Annotated in this window: 14 protein-coding genes; 3 read left to right on the forward strand and 11 right to left on the reverse strand. The window is 38.4% G+C overall.

The genetic code is table 11. The features are described from left to right. Window positions 1–1,596, forward strand: coding sequence for a SusD/RagB family nutrient-binding outer membrane lipoprotein (locus U859_RS0117680; protein WP_025144659.1), 1,596 nt, complete (start codon window positions 1–3; stop codon window positions 1,594–1,596). Window positions 1,597–1,860: 264 nt separating this feature from the next. Here U859_RS0117680 and U859_RS0117685 read toward each other — a convergent pair whose 3' ends face one another. The 6 genes from U859_RS0117685 to U859_RS0117710 all read right to left on the reverse strand — a co-directional run bounded on the left by U859_RS0117685 (window position 1,861) and on the right by U859_RS0117710 (window position 10,637). Further along, a complete protein-coding gene (locus tag U859_RS0117685; RefSeq protein WP_025144660.1) occupies window positions 1,861–2,361 on the reverse strand; it encodes a hypothetical protein in 501 nt (166 codons plus the stop codon). Window positions 2,362–2,786: 425 nt separating this feature from the next. After that, entirely contained in the window at window positions 2,787–4,484 is a 1,698-nt protein-coding gene (locus tag U859_RS0117690) for a TonB-dependent receptor (RefSeq protein WP_025144661.1), read from the reverse strand. Window positions 4,485–4,488: 4 nt separating this feature from the next. Then, window positions 4,489–7,512 carry a tetratricopeptide repeat protein gene (locus tag U859_RS0117695; RefSeq protein WP_025144662.1) on the reverse strand — a complete coding sequence of 1,008 codons (3,024 nt, stop codon included), beginning with the start codon at window positions 7,510–7,512 and terminating at the stop codon, window positions 4,489–4,491. Window positions 7,513–7,955: 443 nt separating this feature from the next. After that, window positions 7,956–8,885 carry an aspartate carbamoyltransferase catalytic subunit gene (locus tag U859_RS0117700; protein WP_025144663.1) on the reverse strand — a complete coding sequence of 310 codons (930 nt, stop codon included), beginning with the start codon at window positions 8,883–8,885 and terminating at the stop codon, window positions 7,956–7,958. Between the two features lie 2 nt (window positions 8,886–8,887). Further along, a complete protein-coding gene (gene pyrR, locus U859_RS0117705) occupies window positions 8,888–9,436 on the reverse strand; it encodes a bifunctional pyr operon transcriptional regulator/uracil phosphoribosyltransferase PyrR (protein ID WP_025144664.1) in 549 nt (182 codons plus the stop codon). 379 nt (window positions 9,437–9,815) lie between these two features. Beyond that, window positions 9,816–10,637, reverse strand: a complete 822-nt coding sequence (locus U859_RS0117710; protein WP_025144665.1) for an aminotransferase class IV — start codon at window positions 10,635–10,637, stop codon at window positions 9,816–9,818. Between the two features lie 131 nt (window positions 10,638–10,768). Here U859_RS0117710 and U859_RS0117715 point away from each other — a divergent pair, with 131 nt between their 5' ends. Next, on the forward strand, window positions 10,769–11,164 hold the full coding sequence (locus U859_RS0117715) for a thiol-disulfide oxidoreductase DCC family protein (protein ID WP_025144666.1): 396 nt from the start codon (window positions 10,769–10,771) through the stop codon (window positions 11,162–11,164). Here the strand turns inward: U859_RS0117715 and U859_RS0117720 are convergent. The 3 genes from U859_RS0117720 to U859_RS0117730 form a co-directional block, all read right to left on the reverse strand. After that, on the reverse strand, window positions 11,161–11,367 hold the full coding sequence (locus U859_RS0117720) for a hypothetical protein (RefSeq protein WP_025144667.1): 207 nt from the start codon (window positions 11,365–11,367) through the stop codon (window positions 11,161–11,163). The two genes, U859_RS0117715 and U859_RS0117720, sit on opposite strands and share 4 nt — an antisense overlap. 229 nt (window positions 11,368–11,596) lie before the next feature. After that, on the reverse strand, window positions 11,597–11,971 hold the full coding sequence (locus U859_RS0117725) for a DUF779 domain-containing protein (protein ID WP_025144668.1): 375 nt from the start codon (window positions 11,969–11,971) through the stop codon (window positions 11,597–11,599). A 240-nt stretch (window positions 11,972–12,211) separates the two neighbouring features. Next, the gene (locus tag U859_RS0117730) at window positions 12,212–13,717 is read right to left on the reverse strand and encodes an aldehyde dehydrogenase family protein (RefSeq protein ID WP_025144669.1); all 1,506 of its coding nucleotides are present in this window, start codon (window positions 13,715–13,717) and stop codon (window positions 12,212–12,214) included. Between the two features lie 334 nt (window positions 13,718–14,051). Between U859_RS0117730 and U859_RS0117735 the strand changes: the two genes are divergently transcribed. Continuing rightward, on the forward strand, window positions 14,052–14,978 hold the full coding sequence (locus U859_RS0117735; RefSeq protein ID WP_025144670.1) for a helix-turn-helix domain-containing protein: 927 nt from the start codon (window positions 14,052–14,054) through the stop codon (window positions 14,976–14,978). Here U859_RS0117735 and U859_RS0117740 read toward each other — a convergent pair. Together U859_RS0117740 and rpsA are read right to left on the reverse strand one after the other, a co-directional pair. Then, window positions 14,975–16,639 carry a beta-N-acetylhexosaminidase gene (locus U859_RS0117740; RefSeq protein WP_025144671.1) on the reverse strand — a complete coding sequence of 555 codons (1,665 nt, stop codon included), beginning with the start codon at window positions 16,637–16,639 and terminating at the stop codon, window positions 14,975–14,977. The genes U859_RS0117735 and U859_RS0117740 overlap by 4 nt on opposite strands. A gap of 521 nt (window positions 16,640–17,160) precedes the next feature. Further along, window positions 17,161–19,095: a 30S ribosomal protein S1 gene (gene rpsA, locus U859_RS0117745; RefSeq protein WP_025144672.1), complete on the reverse strand. Its 1,935-nt coding sequence runs from the start codon at window positions 19,093–19,095 to the stop codon at window positions 17,161–17,163. Window positions 19,096–19,840 lie beyond the last annotated feature (745 nt).

Raw genomic sequence — 19,840 nt, forward strand, 5'->3', positions numbered from 1 at the left:
ATGAAGAATTTTTGTATAACCGGCATATTCTTATTGCTTTTACTGGGCAGTTGTTCAAAAGCCAAGCTGGATGATATCAATACAGACCCTACCAAACTTACCGAAAACAATTACGATCCGAATAGCTTGCTTTCGCAGGCGCAGTTAAAATATGCCAATTTGGGTTATTATCAGTTGCTGTATCAGAGTACCATGATGCAACTGCTGGCCTCAACCTATTATTATTATAACAATGGCGATAAATATATCAATGTTGGCAGTTTTACCGATTATCAGGGTCGTCTTTTTGATGAAGGTTATATGGATGCCTCTTATATCAGGGAAATGCAACGTCTGGCCAGGTTAAAAGATCCAGTAGCTTATCAAAACCTGATTGCCATAGGTGATATTATGTTTGTGCTGATTTTGCAACGGATTACTGATACTTACGGCGATGTGCCCTATAGCCAGGCGGTTAAAGCCATGCAGGGCATTAAATATCCGGTTTACGATCGTCAGGAAGATATTTATACAGCGATGCTGGATGATCTTGATGCTGCTATCCAACAACTTGATGCGGACAAACCTTTACCAACCGCCGATCTTTTTTACAAAGGTGATATTAACAAGTGGAAAAAGTTTGGCTACTCTTTAATGGTCCGGATTGCCATGCGCTTAACCAAAGTGGATCCAGAAAAAGCGAGGATCTGGACGGAAAAAGCTGTAGGTAAAACTTTTCAAAGCATTAATGATAATGCAATACTGTTAACCGATGCTTCTTCTTTTAACAGTCAGAATGGTACTTCGTTGGCCTTACGCACCTATTCTGACTACCTGGAAGTTCGGTGGAGTAAAACTTTGATCGATCAGTTAAAAAATACCAACGACCCAAGGCTGGGTATTATCGGCGAAATACCGAAAGATGGACTGGCAAAAAATGCAGATCAAAACCTCACTGGGAACAGCGAAGCCATCATTCAATTGGGCATGCCAAATGGGTATGACCTGCAGGGCGGGATTACCGATATTAGCCGTTCGCCAGATTATCCGGGCGGCACAGGTACCGGAAGTGATTTTGCACCATTGGGTAAATACTCCAGGCCACGCACCGGAATGTACCTCAAATTGAGTGGACCGATTTTTATCCTAACTTATGCCGAAATCGAATTTTTACTCGCCGAGGCAAAAGTAAGAGGCTGGAATGTGGATGGAACTGCAAAACTGCATTATACCAATGGATTAACAGGAGCCATCCAATCGTTAGCCCAATTGGATCCCCTGGCTGCGGTTGATGCCAATAAAATTATTGACTTTGTGAATCAAAACCCACTTGACGAGACAAGTACAACAAATTCGTTAAATGCCATCAATACGCAATATTGGGTAACCACTGGAACCAATTTTAATTTTATTGAGGCCTGGTTAAACTGGAAAAGAAGCGGTTACCCTAAACTTGTTCCGGTAAATTACAAGGGCAACGTAACCAATGGCACCATACCAAGGCGCCTGATTTACCTCTCTACAGAAATTCTGAACAACCCGCAGAATTATAAAGATGCGGTGGCCAGGATAGTTGGCGGGGATGTGCTTACGGCGAGGGTGTGGTGGGATAAGTGAGGGAAAGGAATGATGTAAAATGGAAAATGTACGATGGATGATATGGACGAAAATAATTTATACATCCAACTTGGCGCTCCTTGCGCCCTATTCTCTGCGTCCTTTGTGGTTAACTAATAGAAGATGCAAGAAATTCTGCGGTGATCTGCGAAATCAGCGGGAATCAAAATACCTTCATCTCTATTGGTCGGTGGGACACCAACCGATAGGTAAAATCAAAGTTCCTTGCAAGATAAGAGCAGTTTTATAGTTGAAGCAGTAGCGTTAAAAATCATACATATTATTCGCACGCAAGTTTTCAATAGCTAACTCGGCCTCAGCCTTTAAGGTGAGCAATATACGTGTTTCTTCCTCTATTGGTATTAAAGGTTTATATCCGTACTGACTAAAAAATGATTTGGTATGCGCCTGATAATCCGTTAAAAATTCAATTAATGAAACTACATCAGCATCAAAACCTTCACTTTCAAAATTAAACTGACATGAACTTTTAAAAGAGATAAATTCTTCTTCACCTATTGTAAATGAAACCTGTATGTTCCAGCTGCTTGGACTAATGGGCGTAACAATGTTTTCTTCATCTTCTTGATGTTCTACACAATAAAGAATATTAAACTTAATAAAAATTGTATTTAACGATTCAACCTTCTCTCCAGTAATTTCAAAGCCAGACTGATAATTCCTGGATGTTTTGCTTTCTTCCAGATATTCATCATTATAGATGTATTCATTTACAATGATGGGCTTTACATTAAATATTTTCATAGGAGCGTTTTTTAAGGGTTTATTTTATCGTTATTAAAGCCACTAAGTAAAAAAGCGTCTTCTTGATCAATTATTTTAGCATCAAGGCACAAGAGTACATTTCCCTAATATAAAAAAATCAGTAAAAACGCTAGTGCACAAAGTTTGCAAATTGAAAGATAATTACTTTTCTATTGGTCAGTGACTCACTGACCAGGAAGATAACTTATTCTATTTTGTGCAACTGTATTAGGTTTCGGTCGGTGCGACACCAACCGATAAGTAAAATGCTGAAGTTATTTCAGCATCGTTCCTGCAAGATAGACCCTGAAATAAATTCAGGGTGACGATCGCAGTAATCAAACAAGCTAAAATGAATCCATAAAAAAACCTCCGATTTTATCGGAGGTTTTTCAGTTTAAGCAAGGCTTCGGATTCTCTTTATTTTAAAAAGAATAAGTCAACCCTCCGAAAATATTAAATCCGTTTGCCTGATAGTACAAAAATCTACTATAGTTTTTATTTAGGATATTGTTTGCTTTAGCAAAAACAGAGAATTTATTATTGATCCTGTAATCTGCGCCCAGACCTAAATCTACAAAACCTTTAACCGTAACAATCGATTCTATGGCTGGATTCGGAATGACGTATTGTGAGGCAGGAACCGGGTTGGCAATGTTTACTTTTGCTTTTACGTCATCCTGAATCACTACACCTGCATTAAAACTTAGTTTTTTGTTGTAGGTATATACAAAGTTGGAGCTTACTTTTAAACCTGGTTTAAACCAAGAGTAGGTTTCAGAAGCAGGCTTCCAATCATCAAGGTTTAGTTTACCAGTCCATTTTAAGGCGTCGCTAACCTGAACTGAAATTTCGCCTTCTACACCTGTCAATTTGGTTTTACCGAAATCATAGATCACGTCAAACTTATTAAAATCAGTAAAGTTGTTAACGAACAATGGCATATCATCAAACTGCTTTACATATACACGTGCTTTATAACCAAAACCCGGACCACCGGTACCTTTAATACCTGCACTAAAGCTTAATTTCTCTACCGTATTTTTAATCACAGCATTGCTGTTTAACCATGGGTTTTCATCGGTAAAGCCTTTTAACGAGTTTCTGTTTACATCACCTTTAACTTCTCCAAAAACCTGTAAATAATCAGGGATTAAAGTGAAATCGGCGGTAACCGCAGGGAATATTTTAGAGCTGCTTACCGCACCAAATTCCTGTACAAAATTAATTCCGGCTGTAATTTTAGCGCCTTTAACCTGCAGGCGGATATATGGGTTTAAACGCAACAAGTTATTGCCAACGCTCGTTAAAGCATCTTTGCTATTTCCGAATTCGGTTGAAGCAGCCAGGCCAAGGTTTAATGAATTAATGCGTTTGTTCACATAACCGTTTAAACTCAGGTAGTTTTCTTTAGCACTAAACTTATCGTTCCAGATATAGCCATTGGCTTTTAAAGCATAACTGAAAGCATCTTCATCTTCCGTAAAGTTTTTTACCAGTTCACCTTCCAATTCGATAGTGGTTAAGGCTTGTTTATCAGGATTAGGGTTTAGTAGTGGTCTGGTATCATCTATACCATAAAAATAAGTACCGTTACGCTCAAAACTAATTTTACCACTAACGGTATTCTGATCTAAAATGCTCCGTCCAAAAACGCTTAACTGCTGGTTGCTGCTGTTCTGCTTGTTCAGCTTACCTTCCTGACTAAAGTGTTTGAAATAGCCTCCAAGCTGTAAACCTTCGTCTTTGCCAGTGTTAAAATAAGCTTCGCCTAAAAGTGTAGCCAGCGAGCCGAATGCACCTTTAACATAATTATTAACCAATATACTTGCTTTTTCTTCGGCAAGGGCCTGTGCCTGTAACTTTTGGATATCGCTGTTCAACTCTAGTTTTCTATCTAAAATGCTGTAGTTCAGTTTTGCTTTATAGGTTTTAACGTCATCCAGATTCGGACTCCTTCTTAACTTCACCGCCTCAGCCAAAATGGGTTTATACGGACGTACCACTTCAATCTCTTCGTTTACAACACCTTTTTCATCGGCCTTTTTATCCTGCGCCTGAGCAGTCATTAATCCAGCAGCTAAAAAAAACAGTGAACTATATATATATTTAATCGATTTCATAATGCTACTTCTTCTGGTTTAGTTTTTCTAGTTTTTCTTTGGCTGTAGGGATGATATCATCCTTGCCGTCGTAATTATCAATTATACTTAGAAGTGTGCTCTTAGCCTGTAAATTGTCTTTCAGGGCAACATAATTGTCAGATAAAAGAATAAATGCCTTTGCTACCCAATAATCATAAGCGGCCATGTTGTTGATCAGATCAAAACAGGTTTTTGATGAAGTTTTGAAATCACGTTTATTGTATTCTAATAAAGCCAGGTTGTACTTCGCTTCGGCAGCGGCAATGGTTTTTGTTTTGGCCACCACATTTTTAAACTCTTTAATAGCGGTGGTCGTATCGCCTTTTAACAGATAGGCTTTACCTGAGAATAAACTCGAACTGTTTTTTTCTTCCTCTGATGCTTTTTCCGATTCTTTGGTCAACTGTGCATATTTAAGCATGTCATCAGGCATGTTTAAAGCGGTGTAAGCCTTTAACAGGTTGTTGATGGCAAAGCTATAATGCGATTTGTAATCGGTGGTTGTTTCTAATCTTTTCAGGTAAACAATGGCTTCGTTATATTTCTTCTGGTTTAAAAACAGTTGAGAAATACTTACCAGTGAGCGCTCGGTGTAATCGCTGGTCCAATCGTTTAAAATAAATTCATAATCAGCAATGGCCTCATCCGGGCGACCTAATTTAACCAACGATTCTGCCCTGATAAATTTAGCTTCTTTCTCATGGTTCGCTTTCGGGAATTTATCAAAATAGGCATTTACCGCCTGGAATGCGCCATTAGCATCGCCTTTTAAATAGGTATTATTAACTGCGGCAAAAACGATGTTATCCTGCTCAGAGCCAGAGTAATTTCCAAGTGGGGTAGTAGCTGCATAAGCAATGAAGCCATTTGCATCGCCACGGTCTACATAGATATTCTTGATGGACTCCATTGCCTGTTTAGCTTCATCAGCAGTTGGATAATCGCGGATTACTTTTTTAAACGATTCTAACGCTGCATCGTCCTGATCCTGATTGTACTGTACCAAGCCGATAGTTACCAATGCTTTAGCTACGTAGCTACTGCGTGGATATTTTGCTACTAAGGCAACAAGGTCTGATTTAGATTTATCAAAATCGCCCTTATTGAAATAAGTATAGGCTGTTTCGAAACCGGCATCATCTGCGTAGTTTGAATTTGGAAAGGCATTTAACAAACTTTGCATGGTTGCAATTTTTGCATCATATTGATTTTCCAAACCCTGAATCATTCCTTTTTGGAAAGTCGCGTAATCTTCAGAAGTGGTTTTGCGGCTGATAATTTTATTATAATTGGCCATCGCATCACCATAATTCTTATTTACGAAATATGAATCGGCTAAACGGATGGTAGCATCATCAATTGTTTTCTGATCCTTATCGTTACCAGCCAGGAATTTTTCGAAATAGTTGGCTGCTTTGCTGTATTTCTCATCTTCAAAAGCGGCATATGCCAACGCATAATTCGCGAAATTGTAAACACCGGTTTTATCGGCATCTGGCATTTTCAGAAATTTCTCGAAAGTACTAACCGCTTCGCCGAACTTGCGTAGTTCGTACATCGATTCTGCTTTCCAGTAAGTATTTAAGGCATTAATTTCATTATCTTCTGCAAATTTTTCGGAACGTAAGAACATCGATAATGCATTAGGAAAAGCCCTTTCGTTATAAAACTCTAATCCGCGGAAATAAGTTACTTTCTGGTAGGCTTCTTTAGCCTCCAATGTTTTATCAGGAATAGGCTCTAAAATATCTACAGCGGCCTGGTAATTTTTGGTTGTTAATAAAACCTCGCCCAGTAAAGTTTTCGCTTCATTAATTTTGCGCGATTTAGGGAAGGCTTTTAAGAAACCCTGTGTGGCCTCTAAAGCCTGCTGGTGAAACTCAAGTTCGTAGCTTAATTTGGCATAATTTAACCATGCTTCTTCCTGGATCACTTTATCAAAACTTAAACGCGAAGCCCTGAAAAATGCACTTTGTGCTTTTTGTTTGTCGCCCAACTGGATAAAATCCTTACCCAGGGTAAGCATACCGTTTTGCAGGTAAATATCGTCGTTATTCAGTTTTTCTAGAACACTAACCGATTCCTTGTACTTTTTATTCTGAAATAAAGAGTAACCGTATTGGTAAATGAAGAGGTTGTTTTTGGTTTCGCTTTTATCTTTTGCGTAATACTCGGCGAAATACTTTTCAGCATTTTTGAATTCAGATTTTGCAAAGTACGATGCTGCAACCAAACTCAACATTTCGGGCTCGAACTGTTGTTTGGTTTTTTGCATGGCAGGCAAAGCATAGCTGATTACATCATCATAACGCTCATCTAAATAGTACATCGAAGTGATGTAATATGGATAACTTGCCTCGTAAGTAGGAGAGCCTTTTAACTTTTCGAAATTAGCAAGAGCTGTTTTATATTCTTTATTTAAATAATTGATGTAGGCAAAGTAGTAAGTAGCACTTTCCTGAAAATCGCCTTCCTCTTTTTTTACTTTTTCGAATAAAGGCTCTGCTTTTTCGTAATCTTTTAACTCAAAATAAGCATAACCCTGTTTAAACTGGTACTCGTTCCGCTGCTTTGCAGAAAGTGAGGAAGGATCTGTTTTTTCGAACCATTCTAAAGCCTTTTTATAGTTTTTCTGGTTGAAATAAGTTTTTCCAACGTAAAAGTAAGCCAGTTTGGTGTTCGGATTTAAAGGATAATCGCGGATAAATGCCTGAAATAAACTTTCGGCATCACTGTTGGTTAACTCCAGTGCGCAAACAGCCGCATAGAATTTTGCATTCTCTTTAAGTAAAGATAATTCGGCATTGCTTTCCGTTTGGGTAGAAGGTTTATAACGTTGCAGCTCAACAAGTTTAAACTGTTGTGCAGCTGCAGTGTATTTCTCTTTGTCTAATAATTCTAAGCCCGTTTGATAGTTTTTGTTGAGGTTCTGCACTGCGCTAACCTGAGCGTAAGTGCTAAAACTTCCAGCTAAAAGTAGCGGAATTAGTAAGTATTTTTTCTGCATTGGTTTCAAATATGGTTGGTACTAAATTAAAGATAGTATCATAGCTTATCAACATAAGTAATTAACATCTGTTAATAACACAAATTAACGATTGGATTTTTGGTTTGGTATTAGGGAGTAGACGAATGTTGAAAAATGATGAGGTTCATTGGTTCAGTTGTCATTAGCACCGCCGCATCCGATAAGGGTTCATTGGTTCATTCGTCAATAGTTCTTTGGTACCGCCGCATCTGTCATTGCGAGGCGGCTTTTCAGCCAACAAAGCAATCTAGTAGAAGGGTTAACTGGTCAATCATATAAACTGGTTAATTGCCATAGACTATTAGCAATGGACTATTTACCAATGCATTTCTAAAAAGACGCTGGACTTAGTCCTTTTGGCAAGATGCTAGATTATGGACTCTGCACTAATAAACCATTGACCAATGAACGATTGAACCTAACTACCCCTGGCTTGCCAATAGATACAGCACTGCCATTCTCACCGCAACTCCATTCTCTACCTGCTCTAAAATGATAGATTGTTTGCTGTCGGCCACATCGCTGGTAATCTCTACACCACGATTAATGGGGCCTGGGTGCATCACAACAATTTCTTTATCGAGGTTATCTAAGATCTGTTTGTTTAAGCCATACATCATGGCGTATTCCCTTAATGAGGGGAAATATTTAATGTCCTGACGCTCCAACTGGATACGGAGCATATTGGCTACATCGCACCAGTTCAGTGCTTTAATAAGGTTGTGCTCAACCTTTACTCCAAGTTGATGGATGTGTTTAGGAATTAAGGTTGTAGGTCCGCAAACCATAACCTCTGCACCTAAACGCTGTAAACAAAGGATGTTAGAGATGGCTACACGCGAGTGCAGGATGTCGCCTACAATCACTACTTTTTTGCCTGCCACATCGCCTAGTTTCTGGCGGATCGAGAAAGCATCTAGTAAAGCCTGTGTAGGGTGCTCGTGCGCACCGTCGCCTGCATTTACAATTTGTGCTTTTACGTGTTTACTTAAAAACTGACCTGCACCGGCATAGGGGTGTCGCATCACCACCATATCAACTTTCATTGATAAGATGTTGTTTACTGTATCAATCAGCGTTTCGCCCTTGCTTACCGATGATGATGAAGCTGCAAAATTGACCACATCTGCCGAAAGCCTTTTTTCAGCCAGTTCGAACGAAAGTTTGGTACGGGTAGAGTTTTCGAAGAAAATATTGGCAATGGTAATGTCGCGGAGCGAAGGGACCTTTTTAATCGGTCGGTTAATCACTTCCTTGAAATTATCTGCAGTTTCGAAAATCAATTCGATATCATTCCGGTTAATATCTTTAATGCCTAAAAGATGTCGGGTTGATAGTTTTTCTGCTGCCATTTTTATTTATTGTTTTCCGATATTAAAATCACTTTGTCTTCACTTCCTTCGCTTGCCCAGGTTACTTTTACCTGTTGCGAATTTAAGCTATCTACCTGATGCCCAATGTAATCGGGTTCGATAGGTAAATGCCTGCTAAACCTGCGGTCTATCAAAACCAAAAGTTCCACTTTCTCTGGTCGGCCGTATGCAAGCAAGGCATCAAGTGCCGCCCTGATGGTTCTGCCTGTCCAAAGTACATCATCAATTAAGATTACTTTTTTGCCTTCAATAATAAAATCGATCGAGTTGCTGCTGGCGGTAACCAAACCATCCTTACGGCGGAAATCATCTCTAAAAAATGTAATATCAAGGTTTCCCTTTAATATTTTTTTGTTTTTAAGAATCTGTTCGAGCTCCTGGTGGATGCGGTCTGCCAAAAAAATACCCCTCGGCTGGATGCCAATTAAAACGGTATTCGCGAAATCGTCGTGGTTTTCAATTAATTGATGGCAAAGCCTCTTAATTGTAATCTGAATTTTTTGTCCGTCAAGAAGTGTTTTCTTTTGCATTGAAGAAGGATTGGGCAAATATATAAAAATGTTTTAAGGTTGGAAAGTGGTATGTGGATTGTTTTCGGGTTTCATTGTTAAATTGTTCTTTATCAAAACGTAATGCGTAAAATAAATTTTTTGGAGCAGCAGAAAGGATAAAGCAAAAAGACTAAAGTTGAAAAACTACAGACTCCCATTTAATCCTCTTTAAGCTTTGGTCTTTCTGCTTTCAGCTTAATTTGTCTTTTAGCTTAAATTTTGGAAAGCAAGCTCAGTTTCTCATCTTAAGGTTAGTCCGGCTGTACATTTTAGTCCCAATTTTCAATCGGGAGCTGCCGTTTCCATCCGGTTTAGGTGGCAGGTTTTCTGCATTTATTAAGGGTAAAAACCCACTGTTTCAATTGTTCTGGTCGAGTTCAATTAGCTTTAAAAGATTATCATTGATTAACCTCGTAATGGTACTTTTTCCATCACCGATCAATTTTCCATCGACTTTATTAACAGGAAAGGCATTTTTTGTAGAACTGCTGATGAAAGCTTCTTTGGCATTGTACACCTCATCTAAAGTAAAATCCCGTTCTACAAAAGTATAACCCGAAATTTCCAGACTTAAAATTTTCTTCCTGGTAATGCCATGTAAAATTTCATCTTTCGCAGTAATAATCTCGCTGTTGGTCACAATGAAAAAATTTGCCCTCGGGCATTCCCTTACTTTGCCATTGTTATGGTAAAGCAGGTCGTCGGCATCGCTTTCCTTAACAAACTTTTGCAAACGGATGGCCTGTAAATAATCGATCGTTTTTACCTGTGGTATTTGCCGCTGGTGGTTATAACTCACCAGGGCGAGTGCTTTGCTGATTTCACTTTCGATAATATTTAAAGGCGTTTGGATAATGATCAGATTTGGTTTTACCATCGTATAACCATCTTCCGAAAAGCCACCGGTAAGGATAATTTTGATGCCCGAATTTGGAATGTTGTTTTTTTCGATCAATTTAAGGATTGCCTCATGAAGCTGTTCGCGGTTAAGTTCCACTTCCAGGTTCATTTCTTTGGCCGAGTGATAAAAACGATTAAAATAATCCTGTATAAAAATGGGTTTGTTGTTGATCGTTTTCAGGAAATCGAAAATTCCATAACCTCTTTGGATAGATAGGTCTGCCACCGAAATATTGGCGTCTTCTTTTAAAAACAGCTTATTGTTTATTGAAATATACATGCATATTAAGCTTGATTAACCAAAAGCTAATGTACAGGATTATCTGTTTTATCGCCAATAAACGCATCAAATAAATAGGAATAATACATAAAACTGATTTTTATTGCAACTGTAATGGCTAATTTTATGTTATGGCTCAACCGGTAATCTTTTTTGACGGCGTTTACAATTTATGCAGTGCTTCGGTACAGTTTGTTATTGAGCGCGATAAAAAAAATCATTTTAAGTTTACAGCACTACAGGGAGATTATGCTAAAGAAATATTGCCTCAATATGTCGATCTTCAAAAATTGAATACCATTTTATTACTGGAAAATGGAAAGCTTTATACTAAATCATCGGCAGCATTACGCATCGCTAAAAAACTCAGCGGACTATTTCCGCTGTTATATGCTTTTTATATTGTTCCAAAATTTATCCGCGATTGGTTTTACGATATTATAGCTAAAAAACGTTATAAGTGGTGGGGCAAACAGGAGAGTTGTTGGGTGCCAACACCCGAGTTGAAAAGTAAGTTTTACACTTAGTTTTGTTGATCGTTTTTCTTTCTGCCCGGCGACCATAACCATAGTGAGAGCAAAATTAAAGGGATACAAATACTTAGGGCAATTATAATCAGAATGGGTTTTTGCTTAACCATATCCGGCTCGGTAGACATGAAAACATATACCGCTTCTTTAATGGCAAATATGGTAATGATGGTAGAAAGGACGGCAAGTAGTTTACGCATGATTTTGTTTTAAACGCAAAGATTGCATTTATTTTTAAAAGCAGGAAGAAAAGTCGTCATTGCGAGGCGGCTTTTTCAGCCAACGAAGCAATCTTACAACGATCGCTACCAGCGTACGCCTTAAGATTGCTTCGTTGTACCTTCTCGCAATGACGAATTTGGCATTTATCCAAAAAAAGCCAGTCGGATTTCTCCAGGCTGGCTTCTGTTTAAACCAAATAAACAACAATTACTCCGCCGTTTTAACAGGAGTTAAATCTTTTAATTCTTCTTCTGTAAATAAGCGGTAATGTATTTTGAATGTTTTTTGCAATGGTGTTTCTAAAGAAAAACCACCTACGCCAAATCCATCCAGCACATCTAAGGTAAAGTGCGAGAATTTCCAATATTCGAAAAGATCCCTGTCTACCCAGAATTCGCAACCTTCTACTTCACCCAAACAAACATCACGCATCCGCATGTAATAGCCTCCTTTTTCGAAACATTGTGGTTGTGTGCCCTCGCAACAACCACCAGCCTGATAAAACATCAATTCGCCATGCTTTTCTTTCAATACTGCAATCAGTTCTTTGGCTTTATCTGTGCTATCTATTCGCTCTACCATATTGGTTTTTTTAGGTTTGAAATGTGGTTTTTAGAAAGATGTTGAGTAATGCCAGATTCCAAGTGCGGTCGTCTTTCCCGCGCAGGCGGGAATCTTAAAGCGTATTGCATTAGGATTCCCAATCAAGTTGGGAATGACGATATCCCCTCAAACTGTCATCACAAATACAATGTTTTAGCTAAGACAGAATTTTCATAATGACAATTTTGTATTTATAACACAGCCCCTCATTCAAACTAACTAAAAGAAACCCAATTTATTTTTATCGTAAGAAATCAACATGTTTTTAGTCTGACGATAATGGCCCAGCATCATTTTATGATTTTCCCTACCTACACCCGATTGTTTATAACCACCAAATGGAGCACCTGCAGGATAAGCGTGGTACTGGTTTACCCAAACACGGCCTGCCTGGATGGCGCGGGGCACCTGGTAAAGCTCATGGGCATCGCGTGTCCACACACCTGCGCCTAAACCATATAATGTATCATTTGCAATTTCGATCGCTTCTTCAACGGTTTTAAAAGTGGTTACGGCCAATACAGGACCGAAAATCTCTTCCTGGAAAATCCGCATTTTGTTATGCCCCTTAAAAATGGTTGGTTTAATATAATAACCACCTCCAAGTTCGCCGGGTAATTCGTTTACTTCTCCGCCTGTTAACACTTCGGCACCTTCTTCTTTACCTAATTTAATGTATTGGGCAATTTTTTCATATTGAATTTTCGAAGCTTGTGCACCCATCATTACCGTTCTATCCAGCGGACTTCCGATTTTTATCGCTTCAGTTCTCTCGATCACTTTTGCAATAAATTTTTCGTAAATATCTTCCTGGATCAATAAACGTGACGGGCAGGTACAGATTTCGCCCTGGTTTAAAGCAAACATTACCGCACCTTCTACCGCTTTATCTAAAAAGGCATCATCTTCGGCCATTACCGAGCTGAAAAAGATATTAGGCGATTTTCCACCCAACTCTAAGGTAACCGGAATAATATTTTCAGTAGCATATTGCATTACCAATCTTCCGGTAGGGGTAGAGCCTGTAAATGCCGCTTTAGAAACTTTAGGATTGGTAACCAGTGCACGACCAAGTTCTGCGCCAAAACCGTTTACCACATTAACCACACCCGGAGGTAGTAAATCGCCGATTAGTTCCATCAATACCATAATGGAGATTGGCGTACTTTCCGCAGGTTTTAACACCACGCAGTTTCCGGCTGCCAGGGCAGGGGCCAGTTTCCAGATGCCCATTAAAAGTGGGAAGTTCCAGGGGATGATCTGTGCCACTACACCAATTGGTTCGTGTACAATTAACGAAACGGTGTTATGGTCCAGTTCTGATAGCGAACCTTCTTCTGCGCGGATCACGCCTGCGAAATACCTGAAGTGGTCTACTCCTAATGGTAAATCGGCAGCTAAGGTTTCCCTAACGGCTTTTCCATTATCAATGGTCTCCACAGTAGCCAGGTATTCGAGGTTATCTTCCATGCGCTGAGCTATTTTGTTCAAAATGATGCTTCTTTCAGTAGAAGAAGTTTTGCTCCAGGTTTTAAATGCCTCGTGCGCAGCATCTACCGCCAGTTCTAAATCTTCTTTGGTAGAGTGGGCTGCTTTTGTAAATACCTTGCCATCAATCGGTGATATATTGTCAAAATAGGCGCCTTTAACCGGTGCTACAAATTTTCCACCGATATAGTTATCGTAATGGGATTTGAATGATGGTTTTTCAATTAAATTTTCCATAATTATTATTGATGATTAAATTTTAAAAGTCACCATGAGCAGGATTAGACATAGGATTTTAGTGGGATTGCTCATCATGATTTTTGTGGTAATAAGATTTGGTTAATACAAACCTAATGGCAAAGCGGGCGGAACAGATAGGATAATCGGATCAATCGGTAGCATTATCGTTTCAGGTTATGTAAGCATCCTGAAGCAGTACCGATCTTGGTGCTCAGTTAGTGGGGATTGTCGTATTTAGCAGGATAATAGACACTAGGGATGACGGTTTAAAAAGATGGAAATCGTTATATTTGATTATAGTAAATAAGTCTAACCAAAATTATTTCGGTTTATGCAACATACATTGGATCAGGTAAAGCTCAGCGCTTCGGAAACCTTAAAGACTTTGGTAGAGAACAGAACTTCCTATACTTTAGAGCGCTGCGAATTAAATGTTTTCGAAACCTATACCCAATCTTATAAAGTTCCCCTTACTTTTAACGATTTTGTGATTACGAGTATGCTGAGGGGGAAAAAGGTGATGCATCTGTTCGATAAAGCGGGATTTGATTATTTTCCTGGTCAAACCGTTATTGTTCCTCCATCCGTTACTATGGAAATTGATTTTCCGGAAGCTACCAGTCTGAACCCGACACAATGTATTGCTTTGGCTATTGATCAGGAACAGATTCAAAAAACAATTGCTTACTTAAACGAATTTTTCCCAAAAGAAGGAAGCAATGAAAAGTGGCTGTTAAATTACGATGAATACCATTTCTATAACAATGAAGAAATTGCTTACCTCATTAATAAAGTCATCCGCATCTGCTCCGAACGTACAAAAGAAAAGGATGTACTGGCTGATTTAACCTTAAAAGAATTGCTGGTGCGGATTATGCAAACCCAGAATCTTAAAACGATCAGCGATGAAAGTTATAACCTCAATCAAAATCCATTGGCTTTTGTGCTGAACTATATTAAATCAAACCTGAACGAAAAGATCAGCATTAATAGTTTGAGTGATAAAGCCTGCATGAGCAAGGCAACATTTTATCGGTTGTTTAAACGCGAACTTGGCATTAGTCCTAACGATTTCATCCTGGCTGAAAAAATTAACAAGGCCAAAATTTTACTAACCCAACCCGGCGCAAAAGTTGCTTCAATAAGTTATGAACTTGGTTTTAACGATGCTAATTATTTTATCAGGGCATTTAAAAAGATCGTAGGCATTACACCGGGTGCTTATCAGGTGCAGGTGGCTAAGCAACTCATTCACTAATTTTCTAAATATCTTTTCGAATAGGTAATTTCCATTAAATCATAACGTTTGAACTGTGTTTTAAGCCTTTTTTGAAAATCAGGATAATTACGTTTTTCTTTCGGACTCCATAAAATTTCACTCAGTGCATCCAACCTTGGGAAAAGTAAATATTGCACCTTTGCCGGATTGGTAATGTATTCACTCCATAAACAGCCTTGACCACCCCAAATATATTTGGCCTGTTCGGCAGTGAGTTCAGCTGGTATAGGTTCATAGTTATATACATCAATTAAAGGCGAAAATTTATTCGCAGTTAAACTATCTTCTTTTACAAATTGAGCATGGTTAAAATACATTTTAATTTCTGGTGTCATAATGGCTTTGTGTTGCTGTTTCGCAGCTTCAACGCCACCTTTTTCCCCTTGCCAGCTCATCACCACTGCATTTGGCGCTAAACCGCCCTGTAAAATTTCGTTCCAACCGATAATGGTTTTGCCTTTGCTGGTTACAAATTTTTCCATCCTGCGGATAAAATAACTTTGCAGCTCACTTTCGTTTTTCAATCCGTTGGCTTTCATTATGTCTTGCGAAACGGCAGATTTTTTCCACCATATTTTCGAAGCTTCATCACCACCAATGTGGATGTATGGCGATGGAAATAAATCCATTACTTCGGTTAATACGTTTTCCAGGAATTTAAATGTGGTATCCGAAGCTTGCAATACATTATTGTATTTATTCATCATCCCCCAGGTTTGGGCAACTTCGTATTTTTTATTGGGCTCGGTACCTAGTTCGGGGTAAGCAGCTAGTAAAGCCATGCTGTGCGCAGGCATTTCAATTTCTGGAATAATGGTGATGTAACGTTTAGCAGCATAATCTATTACCTCTTTAATCTGTTCCTGTGTGTAATAGCCGCCATGTTTAATGCCATCTGTTTGGAGTACGGCATCTTTTGGCGTAATTTTGACTTCTGTTGGTAATACCTGATATTTTATATTTTCATTTCCTTTTCCCGGCCATAAACCAATAATGCTTCCATTACGCCATGCGCCAATTTCGGTTAGTTTTGGGTATTTTTTAATTTCGATCCGCCAGCCATGGTCATCGGTTAAATGCCAATGGAAATAATTCATTTTATGCAACGCTAAATAATCGATGTATTGTTTTACAAAGGCTACATCGAAAAAATGACGGCTTACATCAAGGTGCATGCCACGGTAATTGAAACGGGGATAATCAGTAATTTCAACAGCTGGAACATTTAAAGTAGTAGATTTTGATGTTGGCAATAATTGTATTAAACTTTGGATGCCATAAAAAGCAGCGGTGTCTGATCCGGCGGTAATGGTAATGTTATTTTGATCTACCTTTAATTGATATTGATCTGCTTTTGTTACTCCTTTATCAATGATCACATTGATCATGTTTTTTCTTTTAATGTCAGGGTTTTTGAACCATTTCAGTTTTAAATTATAGTATTTATTCAGGTAATCATCTAAAAAACTAATTGAACTGGTCGCACCAAAATCTGCATAAAAACTGGTCGTAATATCTATTTTAAAAGGTTGTGCTTTTTGGTCTGATTTAATAGCAACAGGTTGAGGGATAATATTAATTTCCTGTGCCGAAAGTTTGAAGGAAATAGTTATTAGAAACAAAAGGATAATTTTTCTCATGCTGAAAAGACTAGGTTACGCTTTTCAAAAGTAGTAATTATAGGCGGTTGAAAGGAAAAGGTTTGGCAGGACGAATTACTTTGTTACATAAACCCGATAGCAGTGAAATCCTTTTTGTTTGTAGCGTCCCTAAAATATGCTGTCATGCTGAGGTACGAAGCATCTGAAACCTATGAAAGAGATGCTTCGTGCCTCAGCATGACAGAAGCTGCAAAAAGATTGAACGAATAGCGGGGCAGAGGTTACCGATAAGCAGTTGCTTTCGTTTTCTAATGATGATTGACCATATAAGGCATTTAAGAAAATATAAGCTCAGGTCGCGAATTTCCTCTCTGATAAAAAGAAAGGCAAAAAAGATTGTTTCGTCGGCAGAAAAAGCCTTCTCGCAATGACGATTCATGGAGAAAATCCGTGTACTCCGTGTTTCCGTGGCTGAATGATAAGCAGGTGGCAAAAAAATAGGTCAAAAAAAAATCCCGATAACTTTCGCTATCGGGATTAATATGATCAGTTAAAAAGAACTAGCCTTTTTTAGCTTTGCTTTCTTCGCCTTCTAATTGCGATTTCAATTGAGCCAATACGTCTAAGTCTCCTAAAGTAGATTTCTCTACAGAATCTTTAACTTTTTTAACCGCAGTTACAGCAGCTTTAGCTTCTTTTTTCTTAGTTGCTCTTTCTTCAGCAACAGCTTCAGCTTTAACCTCTTCCCAGATACGGGCGTGAGATACTACGATACGTTTTGCTTCTTTATTGAATTCAATGATTTTGAAGTCATTGGTTTCTTCAGCTTTAACCGAAGTACCATCTTCTTTAACCATGTGTTTAGTTGGTACGAAACCTTCTACACCGTATGGTAAAGCAATAACAGCACCTTTATCAGTTACTTTAACAACTGTACCCTGGTGAACCGAATCTAAAGTGAAGATCGTTTCGAAAGTATCCCAAGGGTTTTCTTCCAATTGTTTGTGACCTAAACTTAATTTACGGTTATCAACGTCTAATTCTAAAACAACTACGTCTAATACATCACCAACTTTAGTGAATTCGTTAGGGTGGTTTACTTTTTTAGACCAAGATAAGTCAGAGATGTGGATTAATCCATCGATACCTTCTTCGATTTCAACAAAAACGCCGAAGTTAGTCATGTTTTTAACAGTTGCTTTGTGCTTGCTTCCAACCGGGAATTTAGCAGCAACTTCTTGCCATGGATCGTTAGATAATTGTTTAATACCTAAGCTCATTTTGCGCTCGTCTCTGTCTAAAGTTAAAACCTCAGCTTCGATCTCATCACCCACTTTTAAGAATTCTTGTGGATTTCTTAAGTTTTGCGACCAGCTCATTTCAGAAACGTGGATTAAACCTTCAACACCTGGGATAATTTCTAAGAAAGCACCATAATCTGCAACAGTTACGATTTTTCCTTTTACTTTAGAACCAACCTGGATGTCAGTGCTTAAGTTCTCCCAAGGGTGTGGAGTTAATTGTTTCAAGCCTAAAGCGATACGTTTTTTCTCATCATCGAAATCTAAAACAACCACGTTGATTTTTTCATCTAATGATAATACTTCTTTTGGATGCTCTATGCGGCCCCAAGAAATATCTGTAATGTGAAGTAAACCGTCAACACCACCTAAATCGATGAACACACCGAAATCAGTAATGTTTTTAACAGTACCTTCCAATACCTGACCTTTTTCTAATTTAGAAACGATCTCTACTTTTTGGCTTTCTAAATCGTCTTCAATTAACACTTTATGAGAAACTACAACGTTTTTAAACTCATGGTTAATTTTAACAACTTTAAATTCCATTGTTTTACCCACGTATACATCGTAATCGCGGATAGGTTTAATATCAATTTGAGATCCTGGTAAGAAAGCCTCAACGCCCATGATATCAACAATTAAACCACCTTTAGTACGGCTCTTAACGAAACCGTTGATGATTCTATCATTTTCAAGAGCCTCGTTAATAGCTTCCCATGATCTTTGGGTTTTTGCTCTTTTGCGGGAAAGGATCAATTGACCGTTAGCATCTTCTGGTGCTTCAACGAAAACGTCAACTGAATCGCCGATTTTAAGATCCGGTGTATCACGGAATTCTGAAGTAGAAACTAAACCGTCTGATTTGAAACCTACGTTTAATACTACATCTTTGTTGTTGATTGAAACAACAATACCGCTGATGATCTCACCTTTAGTGATCTGATTGAAGGTTCCGGCATACATGTCTTCAAACTTTTTACGGTCTGCATCATTGTAATTACCGAAAACTTTTTCATCTGCATCCCAATCGAAATCTTCGGTTGGTGTTGCTAATGATGATTTAATAGATTCGATCGAAACTGAATCAGCTTCTGATTCAATCGTTTCTTTTTCAGTCAGGCGTCCGCCTTCTCCCTGAAGTTCAGCTGTTTTTGCTGCTAATTCTTTTTCTGCTACTTGTTTTTTAGCCATTAATTAATTATCTCCTTTTTCCCCTATTTAGGGACTGCAAAGGTAAAAATTTTTTAATTAATAGAAAAGATTTTTTTAATAAATGTTGCTGATTTTTAGTGCTTTATAATTCCCCTCCCACGGAGGGGTGCCTGAAAGGCGGGGTGGTTTTATGTAGAAATGACTAAAAACACGTAATTATTTGAAAATGAACATGCAGTAGTTCTTCTCAAACAGCAGCCCCGCTATCGCTTATATTCCTCGCTGCGCTGCGGGCTATTCCGCTCTATCGGGTTTAGAAACAAAGGATTGTATAAAAAAACACCAAACGTTCCTACGGAACGATACGCCAATTACAAATTGGCTACCCATGATTCGTCCCGCTGGGACGGTTTACAGGCAATGGTTTAAAATGTCTGTTAAATAAATTCTGAATTAATCTTTTCCATTTTGCCAGGACGTTTTACCGCAATGAAAAAAAAGTGTCAATTAAATAAGCGGCAATAACAACATTTGCCGTCTGGCTGGGACGGTTTACAGGCAATGGTTTAAAATGTCTGTTAAATAAATTCTGAATTAATCTTTTCCATTTTGCCAGGACGTTTTACCGCAATGAAAAAAAAGTGTCAATTAAATATAAACGGCAATAATAATTTTTGCCGTCCGGCTGGGGCGGTTTACAGGCAATGGTTTAAAATGTCTGTTAAATAAATTCTTAATCAATCTTTTCCATTTTGCCAGGAAGGTTTACCGCAATGAAAAAAAA

This window comes from Pedobacter jeongneungensis (assembly GCF_000633455.1).
Lineage (GTDB): Bacteria > Bacteroidota > Bacteroidia > Sphingobacteriales > Sphingobacteriaceae > Pedobacter > Pedobacter jeongneungensis_A.